Genomic DNA, 13,995 nt, shown 5'->3' with positions numbered 1-13,995 from the left:
CACCTGCGGGCACAACCGAGGACCCCGGCTGCTGACGGCGCGAAGCCCGTGCCCGTCGTCAGTCCAGCTCGGATTCCGCCCGCGCGAGGATCTGCGTCACCCGCTCCGCGAAGCGCACATCGCAGGCGTGCGGACGGCCCGTACGCGCGGCCTCGCACAGCGCGTCCACGGCATGCGAGAAGGCGTCCACGGGTGACTCGTGCCGCTCGGGCATCGATTCCGCTCCCGCCGTGCCCCTGACCTCGGCGGCGACCCCCGCGGCGGCGGGCGGTACGGAGTGGCTGACCGTGCACGTGCTGGATGCGCCCCCCGCATGCCGCAGGATCATGTGCACCGTGTCGCCCGCGCCGCGCACCGCGCGCACCGCCGACGGGTCGGTCACATCGCCCAGCACCGGCAGCAGGGCGGAAAGCGCGTGCGGTCCGATGTCCCACAGGGCGCCCCTCTCGCGTCTCCACGGCGACGCCGCGTAAGGGGAGTCGCCTCCGGCGAAGACCGGGGAGAGCCAGTCCGCGCGGCCCGTCAACCAGCCCTCCGTACGGGCCTGCTCGTCGATCCAGCCGGCCGTCGACGGGCTGAAGCGGAGGGTGAAGAAGACCACGGAGGCGACGCCGGCGGCTCTCACCGCCTCGCTGACCTGGCGCGCTGCGCCCGGAGTGGTCGCGACAGGCTTGTCCAGCAGCAGATGGCAGCCCGCCTCTGCCGCCCGTACGGCCAACGGGGCCTGCACATCGGGGGGAAGGGCGATCGCCACCGCGTCGCAGTCGGTCAGCAGCGCGTCGACGTCGTCGTACGTACGGGTCTGCAGAGCGGCCGCGAGCTCTCCGGCCGCCTCGGGACGGCGGCCCCACACACCGGCCAGCTCCACGTCCTTGTGCGCGGCGAGGGCGGGACCGTGCGTACCGGCCGCCCACGGTCCCGTGCCCAGCAGTCCGAACTTCAAGGGTGTTCCTCCTCGGTGTGGCTTGCGTAGCTGCCGCGGGCGAGCTCGCACACGTCCACAGAAGTATGCAGGGTGACGCCGGGCATCGGCTTGACATGGTCGCGGGCCAGACCGAGCACCGCGCGCGACAGCTCCGCCTTCGCCTCGGGCGTGCGGCCGGACAGCAGCGCGACCTCGACGTGGAGCATGGCGACGTCCTGCGTGCCGTCCGCGATCACGCACTCCTCGATCTGCCGGAACCGGGTCTTGCAGCCCGTCACGGAACCCTCGACGGTGCGCGCCAGCAGCGGATGCAGGGCGAGCCCGAAGCCGCGGCGGTCGAAGGTGTCGGCGAGCGCATCGGAATAGTCGACGGTGATGTGCGGCATGGGGGCAGCGTACGGGGTGGCGCGGCGCCCCGCGGGAGAAGCTCGCCGGGCCGTTCCCCTCCCGCGGGACGCCTGTGGAGCGGCGACCGGTCACTGCTCTGAGCTGCGCAAACCGAGCATCGCGCGCTGCCCGTCACCAGCGGCCCGGTGGCCACGGTGACGGGCAGCGCCGACGTGTCCTGCACGTGCGTCACGCCGCGCGCCGCGCACGTGCACGGCGCTTGCGCACCACGTGCACGACGCCCGCGTACCGTGCGCGCGGGGACGGATCAGTGACCTCCTGCCGGCACGTGCGGAGCGTCCTGGCGTCCGGAGTGCCCGTCCCCGCCGCTCTCGGCGTGACCGGACGGCTGCGGTGGTGCGGGACTCGTGCCGGCGTGCGGCTCCGGGGAGGAGGCGTGACCCTCCGGGAAGGAGGCGGGGCCCGTGCCGGAGGGAGTGGCATGCCCCGCTCCGGGCAGCCCGCGCAGCCACCGCGGCAGGTACCAGTTGCGCTCGCCGAGCAGCGACATCACCGCGGGCAGCAGCACCATCCGTACGACCGTCGCGTCCAGCAGCACGGCCACGGCCAGGCCCACGCCCATCTGCTGCATGTCCTGCATGGACAGCGTTCCGAACACCGCGAAGACCGCCACCATGATCACGGCGGCGCCGGTGACCGCCCCCGCCGTGGCACGTACGCCCTCGCGGATCGCCTCGCGCGTGGGAACACCCCGCTGACGGGCCTCGCGGATACGGGAGACCACGAAGACGTGGTAGTCCATCGACAGCCCGAACAGCACCACGAGCACGAACAGCGGCATCCACGCCTCGATCGCCCCGACCGCCTCGGTGCCCAGCAGCTCCGCGCCCCAGCCGTGCTGGAAGACAGCCGTCATCACGCCGTACGCCGCCGACACCGACAGCAGGTTGAGCACGACCGAGGCGAGCGCGACGGGCAGCGAGCGGAAACAGACCAGCATGAGCAGGAACGTCACGGCGGTGATGAAGACGAACACGGGCACGATGCCGTCGCGGAGCTGACCGTTGAAGTCCACGGAGTTGGCCAGCTCGCCGCCCACATACGCCTGTCCGTCCTCCGCCACCGGCTCCAGCATCCGCGGAACGAGGGTCCCGCGCAGCTCCTCGAGCGCGGCCTTGGATGTGGCGCCGGTGCCGTCCCCGGCCAGGGGGACGGAGATCTCCACGACTCCGGCGGCGCGGTGAACAGTCGTGACGGCCTTCCCGTCGAAGTGCTCGCCGCCGCGCGTACGGTCGGTGAAGCCGGCCAGCGCCGCGCGTACTTCCGGTGCGTCCACGTCCTCGGTCCTGACCACGACGCGGGCGGGTGCGGGATCGCCGGGGAAGGTCTCGCGGATCGCTTCCGCGCTGATCCGCAGGGGCGAGTCCGCGGGCATCTGCTTGTCGAGGGAGAGCTGTTCGGTCTTCATGCCGAGCGCCGGCGCGGACAGTACGAGCATCACCACCGTGGCGAGCACGGCGAAGACCCCCGGCGCCGCCAGCACGGGACGCAGCACCGTCGCCGAGATCCAGCCGCTCTCCCGGCGTCGGCCCGCCCCGCCCTCCCGTCTGCGGCGGCCCGCGAGGGGGAGCCTGCCGCGCTCGACGCGGTCGCCCAGCCAGGACAGCAGCGCGGGCAGGACCGTCACCGAACCGAGCATCGCGATCAGGACGACCAGGATGGTGGCCACGGCGAAGCCCTTGAACAGCAGCAGCCCGGAAAGGAACATGCCCGCCATCGCCACCATCACCGTCAGCCCCGAGACCAGGACCGCGCGTCCGCTGGTGGCCGCCGCCACCCGCAGCGCCGTCTCGGCGTCCCGTCCGGCCGCACGCTCGTCACGTTCCCGGCGCAGGTAGAACAGGCAGTAGTCGACACCGACGGCCAGACCCATCAGCAGCATCACGGAGTTGGTGGTCTCGAAGATGTGCATCCGGTGCGAGACCAGAGCCAGCAGCCCGTTGGCCGCGATGAACGCCGTGACGGCGAGCCCCACCGGCAGCAGCGCGGCGACCAGCGCGCCGAACGCGACCAGCAGGATGCCCAGGGCCAGTGGTACGGCCGTCCACTCGGCCCTCGCGAAGTCCTCGCTGAGCATCTCGCCGAGCCACTTGTCGGCGCTGGCCTGCCCGTACTGGTGGACCGTGACGCCCTGGCCGTGGTGGGCCGCCGCCACCTTCTCCACCGCGTCCATGACCGGCTGCACACGGTCGCCCGCGGTCTCCGGGTCGCCCTCGACGCTGAAGTGCACCAGGGCGGCGGTGCCGTCCTCGGAGGGCACCGGTTCCTGGGCCTGCCCCGTCCGGCCGGTGTCCTCGACGGCCGCGGCCACATCGGCGGCGGCCTCCCGCCAGCCGCCGGGCGTGGTGCTGGTCACCATCACCATCTCGCCCGCGGGCTCCTCGATCCCGGCGTCCTCCAGGATGCGGGCGGCGCGGGCGGAGTCGCCCACCCCGTCCTCGGAGTCGCCGGGCTCGGCCACGCCCGTCACGCCGCCGGCGGTGGCGGCCAGCACCACGAACAGCAGCCAGCCGAGGACCGCCGCCCGGCGGTGGCGCGTGCTCCACCCGCCGAGCCGCCCGGCCAGACCGCCGCGCCCCGGCCCTTCCGGCGTGCCGCCGGGACGGGCCCGCCGGTCCGGCGCGTCCGCTGTGCCGGGACTGTGCGGTCTGTTCGGCCTGTAGCGCCTGCTGGGCCTGTTCGGGCCCGTCCTGTCGCGCATCGCTGAGTTCCCCCTCGTGTGGGCCGGATCGGGTGTGGCCACGACGCTAGGAACGCTCCCGTCGCCTCCCCAGCCGCCGAAGCCCCCTCTCCCGGTGACGAAGGGCGGCCCCCGGGGGTGTAGCCAGGTACACCCGCTTCGGGTGCCGGTCCCCCTCCCGCCGGCTGTCCGCACGGCGCAGACTGGAGCAGCACCCGCGGACAACGGCGGACGGTGTGCGGGTACGGGCAGAAGGAGCGCGTGAGGTGTCCCAGCAAGCGGAAGTGGAGTGGGCCGTGAGCGGTCCCCGGCTGCGCGGGCGTACTCGCGGGGCGCTGCTGGCGGCGGTGCGCGGGCTCGCGCTGTGCCTGCTGTCGCTCGGCGTCTCGCTCGCCCTGTTCATCGCGGGCGTCCTGTCGATCGCTTTCGTCCTGCTCGGCGTCGGCCTCTTCACCACGCCCGCGGTCACGCACCTGATCCGCATGCACGCCAACCAGCGGCGCGGTCTCGCGAGCGACTGGGCGGGCATCACCGTCCCCGTTCCCTACCGTCCCCTCCCGCCGGCCCGAGGCGCGGGCGGCCTGGCCAAGCAGACCGTACGGCTGCTGAGGGAACCAGCGACGTGGCGCGACCTGCTCTGGCTGCTGACCGACGCGGTCGGCGGCTTCGTCTCCGCCCTCTTCCCGCCCGCGCTGATCGCCTACGGCATCGAGGGCCTCGTCATCCTCGCGGGACTCTGGCGGGCCGTGCAGCACAACTACTGGTACGGCTTCATCCCCGTCGAGGGCTTCGGAACGGCACTGCTGTGCGCCGTGCTCGGCGCCGCCCTGCTCACGCTCTCGCTGTGGGTCAACCCCCACTTCATCCAGGGCCACTTCCACATCGTCAAGAGCATGATCTCGCCCAGCCGCGGCGAGCAGCTCGAACAGCGGGTCGAGCGGCTCTACGAGACGCGGCACGACGCCGTCGACTCCTCCGCCGCCGAACTGCGCCGCATCGAACGCGACCTCCACGACGGCGCGCAGGCCCGGCTGGTCTCCATGGGCATGAGCCTGGGCACCATCGAGGCGCTCATCGAGAAGGACCCGGCACAGGCGAAGAAGCTCATCGCACAGGCGCGGGAGAACTCCGCCGAGGCGCTGACCGAACTGCGGGACCTCGTACGCGGCATCCACCCGCCCGTCCTCGCCGAACGCGGCCTCGGTGACGCCGCGAAGGCCCTCGCCCTGCGCGTGCAGGTGCCCGTCGAGGCGGACGTCGACCTGCCGGGCCGCTTCACCGAACCCGTCGAGTCCGCCGCGTACTTCGCCATCAGCGAGGTCCTCACCAACGCCGCCAAGCACGCACGCGCCGAGCACGTCTGGCTGGACATCCACTACAGCGAATCGGCCGGCGGCATGCTCCGCATCGCGGTCACCGACGACGGACGGGGCGGCGCCGACCTGGAGAAGGGATCGGGCATGGCCGGCATCGAGCGGCGCCTGGGCCAGTTCGACGGCATCCTCGCCGTCAGCAGCCCGCCCGGAGGGCCGACGATGGTGACCATGGAAGTCCCCTGCGAGATGATCTCGCGGCGATGACACCCGGCCCCGGACCGCTGCGCATCGAGGTGCGTCCGCCGCTGGGCGACGGCGACCTCAACGCCCTCTTCGCCGCGTCCTGGCCCGATCACCGCCGCACCGAATTCGCTCCCCGTCTCGCGCGCAGCCTCGTGTGGGCCGCCGCCTTCCGCGGTGACGGACTCGTCGGCTACGTCAACGTCGTCGGCGACGGCGGCATCCACGCCTTCGTGCTGGACACGACCGTCCGTCCCGACGAGCGGCGTCAGGGTGTGGGGGAGCGGCTCGTACGGTGCGCCGCCGACGAGGCACGGCGGGCGGGGGCCCGATGGCTGCACGTCGACCACGAGCAGCATCTGACGGCCTTCTACGCCCGGTGCGGCTTCCGGCCCACGGCGGCCGGGCTGCGGTGGCTGGGCTGAACGCCCGGGGCCGGGGCGGGTTCGCGCCTCTCCCGCTGTCGGCGGTCGTGGGTAGCGTGAGCGGCATGACATGGACGACTCCCGAAGTGCGCCGCCCCGAGCGCGACACCGTCGCCGGCGAGAGGACGGCGCTGGAGGCCGCCCTCGACTTCCAGCGGGCCACCTTCCTGCACAAGTGCGGCGGACTGACCGGCGAGCAGCTCGCGCTGCGCCCCCTCGGCCGCTCCACGCTCTCCCTGCTCGGCCTCGCACGGCACCTGGCCGATGTCGAACGCTGGTGGTTCCGCACCCACTTCGGCGGCGAGAAGGACCTGCCGTGGATCTTCTACACCAGGGACAACCTGGAAGGGGACTTCGAGGACGGCACCCCCGAGAGCGCCCCCGGCGACTTCGAGATCTACCACCGGGAGGTCGCCGCCGCCCGGGCCGCGACCGAGGGACGCTCCCCGGACGAGACCTTCCGGCGCCCCCACGGGGAACTCGCCGATCTGCGCTGGCTGTTCCTGAACCTCACCGAGGAGTACGCCCGGCACAACGGCCACGCCGACCTGATACGGGAGCACATCGACGGACGCACCGGCGAGTGAGCCGGAGCCGCGGGACCTCCGCCCGGCAACGGGGCGGGCGGGAGCGCGGCGAGGGGCGGCGCGGAAGTCCGGTGAAGGGGCCGGCGAGGGCGCGGCGCAGGAACCGCGCCCCGGGCCGCGCCGCCGCTCAGCTCAGCGCCGCCACCCGCTCCCGGTAGCCGCGCACCGGCGCGGCGTCCCGGTACGGCTCCAGCCTCCGCTCGAAGTCCCGTACGTACTCGTGCGCCCGCACCGAGCGCATCTCCGCCGCCTGCTGCGCCGCCTCCGCCGCCAGCGTGCACGCCTGCTCGACCTCACCCAGCCCCAGCCGTGCCGTCGCAAGGACCACACGGCAGAAGAGACGGCTGCGCGCGAAACCCGCACCGCGCAGTTGCAGCGAGCGCTCCGCGTGCAGGGCCGCCGCCCGGTACTGCTGCAGGTCACGGTGGCAGTGCCCCGTCTCGTCGGCGAACTGCGCCTCGTCGAAGAACCGGGCCCACGGCGGGACGTCCTCTCCCGTCTTCGCCGCCTCCAGCGCCCGTTCCGCACGGGCCAGGGAGGACGTGCACGCCCGGACCTCGCCCAGTACGCCGTGCCCGCGGGCCTCGGCGGTGTGCAGCAGCGCCTGCACCACCGGCGGTGCCGCGCCGCCCACGCCCTGCTGCGCCACCCGGGCGAGCTGCACGGCCTCCCGGCCGTGCCCCAGGTAGACCGCCTGCCGGCTCATCGTCACCAGCACGTAGCTGCCGTACGCCCGGTCGCCGGCCGCCTGCGCCAGACGCAGCGCCTGCACGAAGTAGCGCTGGGCGAGCCCGTGCGCCGCGATGTCGAACGACGTCCAGCCCGCAAGCCGTGTGAGGTCGGCCGTCGCGCCGAACAGGCGCCGCCCGAGCTGCTCCCCGTACACGCCGCGCAGCATCGGCTCCGCCTCGTGCTCCAGGTACCGCACCAGCGCCTGCCGGGCGTGGCCGCCCCCGTAGGCGTGGTCGAGGGCGCGGAAGAGTTCGCCGACGGAGCGCAGCGCGTTGACGTCCCCCGCGGTGACCCGCTGGCCGGGGCCGCGCTCCGTACGGTCCGGCCGCTCGCGCTCGGCACGTGCCGCACCGGATGCCGCCCGCAGGGCGGGGCCGGCGCCCGGAGCCGCCGGCGGCGGGTGCGGACCGGGCCCGCCCGGTACGTGCCCCTGGCCGCGCACCTGCGAGGGGACGCGGAGACCGCCGGGCCCGCCGCCCGGCCCCTGCCTGACCGCCCTGACCGGCGAACCGCCCGCACCGGCCGCTGCGCCTCCGCCGCCGGGCGGACGCAGCCCCGCCCCGCCGCCCGTACCCGCGCCTGCCGGCACCGACTGGCCCGGCTCCGCGTCGACGCCCCGCCCCACCCGCTCGTCGGGACGGCCGATCAGCCAGTCGCGGCTGGGCACCACCAGGCCCGCCGGGGTGAAGGCGATCTTCCGCAGCTCCGCGTGGCTGCCGGAGTCCTTGCGCCACAGCCCGCTGACGATGTCCACCGCCTCAACCGGCGTGGAGGCGAACTCGAGGCCGGCGTAGACGGGCGCGCACGCGTCCAGGCCCAGATCCTGCGCGGTCAGCCTCCTGCCGAGACGGCGCGTGAAGACCTCGGCGATCAGCGCGGGCGTCGTGCCGCGCGGCTGCTGGCCCCGCAGCCAGCGCGTCACGGACGTCTTGTCGTAGCGCAGGTCGAGTCCGTGTTCCAGGCCCAACTGGTCGACGCGCCGGGCCAGCCCGGCGTTGGAGAAGCCGGCCTCGGCGATGAGCGCGGCGAGCTGGCGGTTGGGGATGCGCTGCGGGGAGGACTGGGCGGAGGAGTCCCCAGTTCGTTCCATCGTCATCAGCTTTACGGTCTCCTGCCCTACGGCTTGCGGCAGACGCCGGGGCGCCCTGCGGAACGGCGCGAATGTAGCGATCTCTCATGTCAGGCTCGCCCGGTTCGCCACGCTTTCATCCGTACGTGTGAGGAGGTGACCGGCTGCCGGAGCGGGGCCGGCCAGCCGTACAGTTGCCACAGGGCGCGGGCCGGAAGCACACCGCACAGCGACACCGCACGGGACACCGGAAGCGCGCCGAGTCGACTTTGGAGGAGTCGTGAGCGAGCTGCGCTTTGTCCATCTGGGGTTCGGCGCCGAAGCCGTGGAGTACGAGCAGGCGTGGCAGGAACAGCGCCGGGTGCACGCGGACCGGTTCGCCGACGAGATCCCCGACACGTGTCTGCTGCTGGAGCACACACCCGTCTTCACCGCCGGCCGCCGCACCGAGCCGGCGGAGCGCCCGGTCGACGGCACCCCCGTCGTGGACGTCGACCGCGGCGGCAAGATCACCTGGCACGGCCCCGGGCAGCTCGTCGGCTACCCCATCCTGAAACTGCCCCGCCCCGTGGACGTCATCGCGCACGTGAGGCGCCTCGAGGAGGTCATGATCCGCGCCTGCGCCGACTTCGGCCTGGAGACCACCCGCATCGAGGGCCGCAGCGGCGCCTGGGTGCTCGGCGACCCCGTCGAGAAGCGGCCGCCCCTGGGCGGGCTCTCCCTCGACTTCGACCCACGGCCCGCGGACGAGGAGTTCGACCCGCGGCTGGCGGGCCCGGAGTACGCGCCCTCCAACGCGGGCCAGCGCGGCGAGGACCGCAAGATCGGTGCCATCGGTGTCCGCGTCGCCAAGGGCGTCACCATGCACGGCTTCGCGCTGAACTGCGACCCGGACAACACCTGCTTCGACCGGATCGTCCCCTGCGGCATCCGCGACGCGGGCGTCACCTCGCTCTCGAACGAACTGGGCCGCCCCGCAGCGGTCTCCGAGGTGCTGCCCGTGGTGGAGAAGCACCTGCGGGAGGTCCTGGAGTCGACGGAGCCGCTGCCCCGCGCCGTGTGAGGGCCGCCACCCGTCCCCTGCCTGTCTCTGTGAGGCCACCGGCGGTGGATGACAGATGGAGCGATGGGCGTACCCTGATATTCGCCGAGGAATCGAAAGTACGTAGGGAGCCGGACGTGTCCGCTGTCGCACCCGACGGGCAGTCAATGCCGAAGCCTGATGGCCGGCGATTGCTCCGCCTTGAAGTCCGCAACAGCCAGACCCCCATCGAACGCAAGCCGGAGTGGATCAAGACCCGGGCGAAGATGGGCCCCGAGTACAACGCTCTTCAGGACCTGGTCAAGCGCGAAGGGCTGCACACGGTCTGCCAGGAGGCCGGCTGCCCCAACATCTTCGAATGCTGGGAGGACCGCGAGGCCACCTTCCTCATCGGCGGCGAACAGTGCACCCGCCGCTGCGACTTCTGCCAGATCGACACCGGCAGGCCCGCCGAGCTGGACCGTGACGAGCCCCGGCGCGTGGCGGAGTCCGTGCAGCAGATGGAGCTGCGCTACGCCACGATCACCGGCGTCGCCCGCGACGACCTGGAGGACGGCGGCGCCTGGCTCTACGCCGAGACCGTCCGCCAGATCCACCGGGCGATGCCCGACACCGGCGTCGAACTGCTGATCCCGGACTTCAACGCCGTCCCCGAGCAGCTTGCCGAGGTCTTCTCCTCCCGTCCCCAGGTGCTGGCGCACAACGTCGAGACGGTGCCCCGCATCTTCAAGCGCATCCGCCCCGCCTTCCGCTACGAGCGCTCGCTGGAGGTGATCACCCGTGCACGTGAGGACGGCCTGGTCACCAAGTCCAACCTGATCCTCGGAATGGGCGAGACGCGCGAAGAGGTCAGCGAGGCGCTGCGCGACCTGCACGGTGCGGGCTGCGAACTGATCACGATCACCCAGTACTTGCGCCCGACGCCGCGGCACCACCCGGTGGAGCGCTGGGTGAAGCCGCACGAGTTCGTCGAGCTGCAGCAGGAGGCCGAGGAGATCGGATTCACAGGCGTCATGTCCGGTCCTCTGGTGCGCTCCTCCTACCGCGCCGGGCGTCTCTACAAGCAGGCCGTCGAGGCCCGCGACGCACGGGCGGCGTGAGCCACGACACACGCCGCGGCACGCGGCGGCGTGCTTTTCGCCGCCCGTGACGTGACGTTGGCCGCACCAGCGTTCGCAGCCTTTGACCCGCTGGTCATCCGCTGGTAACACCTAACGGTGACGATGGCTGCACACACCGTTCATGCATGCCACGCGAGATGACGGAGGGAAGAGCCTTGCAGACTACGCTGCGCGCGTTGGAGAGTTTCGAGAGCCTGCTGTTCGGCAGGGGCCAGCAGACCGCGCGCCGTAACGCCTGGACAGCGGTCCTCGAGGACCGCCGCCGTGCGGTCGCCCGGACCGAGGCACAGCGCGTACTGGAGGCCGCGGCGACCCGCAGGCCCACCGCCACGTAAACTTCCCCGCATGGCGAGGAAGGAAGACTCCGAGAACCCGGGGCGGCTCAAGCAGATTGCCCTGACGTACAAGATGACCCGGCGTGCTGACCGGGCCATCGGCTGGATTCTGGCCGGCGTGGGGCTTGTCACCTTGGGTGTACTCCTCGCCATCGGCTTTCTGATCGGGCACCCCGTCTACGCGGGCATCCTGGGCGCGGTCCTGGGCCTGCTGGCGATGGCGATCGTCTTCGGACGGCGTGCCGAGAAGGCGGCGTTCGGTCAGATGGAAGGCCAGCCCGGCGCGGCGGCGGCCGTGCTGGAGAACATCGGCCGCGGCTGGACGGTCAATCCGGCCGTCGCGATGAACCGCAGCCAGGACGTTGTTCACCGTGCCGTCGGCAGGCCGGGCATCGTCCTGGTCGGCGAAGGGAATCCGAACCGGCTGCGTTCCCTGCTGGCGTCCGAGAAGAAGCGCATGGCGCGCGTCGTCTCGGACGTGCCGGTGCACGACTTCATCGTGGGCGACGACGCCGGCCAGGTGAGCCTGAAGAAGCTGCGCACCACGCTGCTGAAGCTGCCGCGAGTGCTGGCGGGCGGGCAGGTCACGCAGGTCAACGACCGGCTGCGCGCGATGGGCGACCTGATGAGCAACATGCCCGTCCCCAAGGGCCCGATGCCCAAGGGCATGCGGATGCCGCGGGGCCAGGGCGGACGCTGAGAGCAGCACTGCTCGGGCAGCAGGACTGATGCAGCACCGTTCGCGGAGCGCCGTACGAGCCCGCCCGCGGGTGGGAACGTACGGCGCGAGGCTCGCCTCACGGACAGATGGACGGACGTGCGGGGCGGCGGGTGATTCCGCCCGCCGCTCGCACAGGGCGCGGCCCGCGCGGGGAACGCACACGGGACACCTGCGGCCCGGCGGCGACGCTTCGAGCGGGCTGCCGGGCGGCTGTCCCGACTCCGCCGCGGAACCCGGCCCGGCGCCGCGGAACCCGGTCCGGCCCAGTGGCCGGACCCGCCGCAGGGCGGCACCGGCCGGCTACACCCGGACCTGGACCGCTCCCGAGAGCCTGTCGTGCAGACCGCGCCCGTCGCGGTCCCACACCAGCGCGGGGACGGCCGCCCCGAGCAGGAGCGTCCGTACGGCCACCCGCCACAGCACCAGCCTGCCCAGGCCGTCCACCGCGACCACACGGATCCGCAGCAGCCGCTTGCCGGGCGTGCTGCCGACCGTGCCGACGGTCAGCAGGCTCATCGTGAGGAAGACGGCCAGCGCCCAGTTGTTGGCGGTCCCCGGCTCACCGTCCGAGAGCAGCCCGTACGAGATCAGCACGGCGATCGCCCAGTCGATGAAGAGGGCGGCCACGCGGCGTCCGAGAGACGCGACGGAACCGGGGCCGTCCGGCGGCAGACCCAGCCGCTCGCCGCGGTAGCCGAAATCCGCGCCCATGTCCTCCGCCGCGGCGCGGGGGCCCGAGAGCCACGAGCCGATTGCATCCCTGTTGTTCACGCGACAACGGTAGCGCGCCGGGGAAATGACCTTGTCCGCAGGTCACCGGGGTCGGGCGGATGTCTGGTTAACATCGGTGAAACAGCCGGGTCACGCTTGAGAAATCGCCCCTGTTTATCGTCGGCCCCAGCGTGCGCCACCGCACTGGCCTGCGTCCCGAGCAATTCCCGTCCCTCCGCGGCGGGATTAGGAGGAGTTGGATGTTCCAGAACGCCGCCGAGGCCAAGAAGTACATCGCGGACAACGATGTGAAGTTCATCGACGTCCGATTCTGCGATCTGCCGGGCATCATGCAGCACTTCACGGTTCCGGCCGAGTCCTTCGACCCGGACGAGAACCTGATGTTCGACGGATCGTCGATCCGCGGCTTCCAGGCCATCCACGAGTCCGACATGGCGCTCGTCCCGGACCTGAGCACGGCACGTGTGGACGCGTTCCGCACGGAGAAGCACCTCAACATCAACTTCTTCATCCACGACCCGATCACCGGTGAGCAGTACAGCCGTGACCCGCGGAACGTGGCGAAGAAGGCCGAGGCATACCTCGCCTCCTCCGGCTTCGCCGACACGGCGTTCTTCGGCCCGGAGGCGGAGTTCTACGTCTTCGACGACGTCCGCTTCGAGACCAAGGCCAACGCGGGCTACTACCACATCGACTCCGAGGCCGGCGCCTGGAACACCGGCACCATCGAGAACGGCGGCAACCGCGGCTACAAGGTCCGCTACAAGGGCGGCTACTTCCCGGCCCCGCCCGTCGACCACTTCGCCGACCTGCGCGCCGAGATCAGCCTGGAGTTGGGCAAGGCCGGCCTGCAGGTCGAGCGTCAGCACCACGAGGTGGGCACCGCCGGACAGGCCGAGATCAACTACAAGTTCAACACGCTGCTCGCCGCCGCCGACGATCTGATGCTCTTCAAGTACATCGTGAAGAACACCGCCTGGCGCAACGGCAAGACCGCCACGTTCATGCCCAAGCCGATCTTCGGCGACAACGGCTCCGGCATGCACGTGCACCAGTCGCTGTGGAACGAGGGCTCCCCGCTCTTCTACGACGAGCAGGGCTACGCCGGCCTCTCCGACACCGCCCGCTACTACATCGGCGGCATCCTCAAGCACGCCCCGTCGCTGCTGGCCTTCACCAACCCGACGGTGAACTCCTACCACCGCCTGGTGCCCGGCTTCGAGGCCCCGGTCAACCTGGTCTACTCCCAGCGCAACCGCTCCGCCGCGATGCGCATCCCGATCACGGGCTCCAACCCCAAGGCCAAGCGCGTCGAGTTCCGCGCCCCGGACCCGTCCTCGAACCCGTACCTGGCCTTCTCGGCGCTGCTGATGGCGGGCCTCGACGGCGTCAAGAACAAGATCGAGCCGGCCGAACCGATCGACAAGGACCTCTACGAGCTCGCCCCCGAGGAGCACGCGGGCGTTCCGCAGGTCCCCACGTCCCTGCCCGCGGTCCTCGACGCACTGGAGGCGGACAACGAGTACCTGCAGGCGGGCGGCGTCTTCACCGCGGACCTGATCGACACCTGGATCGAGTACAAGCGCGAGAACGAGATCGCACCGATGCAGCTGCGGCCGCACCCGCACGAGTTCGAGCTGTACTTCGACATCTAGAAACGGC

13 protein-coding genes are annotated in these 13,995 nt (G+C 72.0%); 8 read left to right on the top strand and 5 right to left on the bottom strand.

Translation table 11 applies throughout. The features are described from left to right. Positions 1–58: 58 nt before the first annotated feature. The 3 genes from H343_RS0127450 to H343_RS33205 form a co-directional block, all read right to left on the bottom strand. A complete protein-coding gene (locus tag H343_RS0127450; protein ID WP_028433737.1) occupies positions 59–943 on the bottom strand; it encodes a Gfo/Idh/MocA family protein in 885 nt (294 codons plus the stop codon). Beyond that, complete coding sequence (locus H343_RS0127445) at positions 940–1,311, bottom strand: isomerase (RefSeq protein WP_028433736.1); 372 nt, start codon at positions 1,309–1,311, stop codon at positions 940–942. The genes H343_RS0127450 and H343_RS0127445 overlap by 4 nt, the downstream gene beginning before the upstream one ends. A 269-nt stretch (positions 1,312–1,580) precedes the next feature. Continuing rightward, positions 1,581–4,034: an MMPL family transporter gene (locus tag H343_RS33205; RefSeq protein ID WP_078506154.1), complete on the bottom strand. Its 2,454-nt coding sequence runs from the start codon at positions 4,032–4,034 to the stop codon at positions 1,581–1,583. Positions 4,035–4,279: 245 nt separating this feature from the next. On the opposite strand from H343_RS33205, the gene H343_RS0127435 reads away from it, so the two are divergent. The 3 genes from H343_RS0127435 to H343_RS0127425 all read left to right on the top strand — a co-directional run bounded on the left by H343_RS0127435 (position 4,280) and on the right by H343_RS0127425 (position 6,581). After that, on the top strand, positions 4,280–5,593 hold the full coding sequence (locus H343_RS0127435; RefSeq protein ID WP_486587079.1) for a sensor histidine kinase: 1,314 nt from the start codon (positions 4,280–4,282) through the stop codon (positions 5,591–5,593). Continuing rightward, positions 5,590–5,994, top strand: a complete 405-nt coding sequence (locus H343_RS0127430) for a GNAT family N-acetyltransferase (protein WP_028433734.1) — start codon at positions 5,590–5,592, stop codon at positions 5,992–5,994. Before H343_RS0127435 ends, H343_RS0127430 begins: the two co-directional genes overlap by 4 nt. A 65-nt stretch (positions 5,995–6,059) precedes the next feature. Further along, positions 6,060–6,581 (top strand): DinB family protein, encoded by a 522-nt coding sequence (locus H343_RS0127425; protein WP_028433733.1) that lies wholly within the window; start codon positions 6,060–6,062, stop codon positions 6,579–6,581. Positions 6,582–6,708: 127 nt separating this feature from the next. Here the strand turns inward: H343_RS0127425 and H343_RS0127420 are convergent, their stop codons facing one another. Beyond that, positions 6,709–8,409 carry an NsdA family TPR-like regulatory protein gene (locus H343_RS0127420; protein ID WP_037905494.1) on the bottom strand — a complete coding sequence of 567 codons (1,701 nt, stop codon included), beginning with the start codon at positions 8,407–8,409 and terminating at the stop codon, positions 6,709–6,711. A gap of 253 nt (positions 8,410–8,662) precedes the next feature. On the opposite strand from H343_RS0127420, the gene lipB reads away from it, so the two are divergent. The 4 genes from lipB to H343_RS0127400 all read left to right on the top strand — a co-directional run bounded on the left by lipB (position 8,663) and on the right by H343_RS0127400 (position 11,580). Beyond that, complete coding sequence (gene lipB / locus H343_RS0127415; RefSeq protein WP_028433731.1) at positions 8,663–9,445, top strand: lipoyl(octanoyl) transferase LipB; 783 nt, start codon at positions 8,663–8,665, stop codon at positions 9,443–9,445. Positions 9,446–9,591: 146 nt separating this feature from the next. Beyond that, entirely contained in the window at positions 9,592–10,524 is a 933-nt protein-coding gene (gene lipA / locus H343_RS0127410; RefSeq protein ID WP_037905539.1) for a lipoyl synthase, read from the top strand. A gap of 146 nt (positions 10,525–10,670) precedes the next feature. Next, a complete protein-coding gene (locus tag H343_RS0127405; protein WP_028433729.1) occupies positions 10,671–10,880 on the top strand; it encodes an SCO2195 family GlnR-regulated protein in 210 nt (69 codons plus the stop codon). A 10-nt stretch (positions 10,881–10,890) separates the two neighbouring features. After that, positions 10,891–11,580: a DUF4191 domain-containing protein gene (locus tag H343_RS0127400; RefSeq protein WP_028433728.1), complete on the top strand. Its 690-nt coding sequence runs from the start codon at positions 10,891–10,893 to the stop codon at positions 11,578–11,580. A 321-nt stretch (positions 11,581–11,901) separates the two neighbouring features. Here H343_RS0127400 and H343_RS0127395 read toward each other — a convergent pair whose 3' ends face one another. After that, positions 11,902–12,372 carry an RDD family protein gene (locus H343_RS0127395; protein WP_028433727.1) on the bottom strand — a complete coding sequence of 157 codons (471 nt, stop codon included), beginning with the start codon at positions 12,370–12,372 and terminating at the stop codon, positions 11,902–11,904. A 200-nt stretch (positions 12,373–12,572) separates the two neighbouring features. Between H343_RS0127395 and glnA the strand changes: the two genes are divergently transcribed. Next, positions 12,573–13,988: a type I glutamate--ammonia ligase gene (glnA, locus tag H343_RS0127390; protein WP_028433726.1), complete on the top strand. Its 1,416-nt coding sequence runs from the start codon at positions 12,573–12,575 to the stop codon at positions 13,986–13,988. Positions 13,989–13,995 lie beyond the last annotated feature (7 nt).

It is taken from the genome of Streptomyces sp. TAA204, from assembly GCF_000424965.1.
The sequence above is the reverse complement of the archived record's forward strand: the minus strand, read 5'-3'. Positions and strand labels throughout refer to the sequence as shown.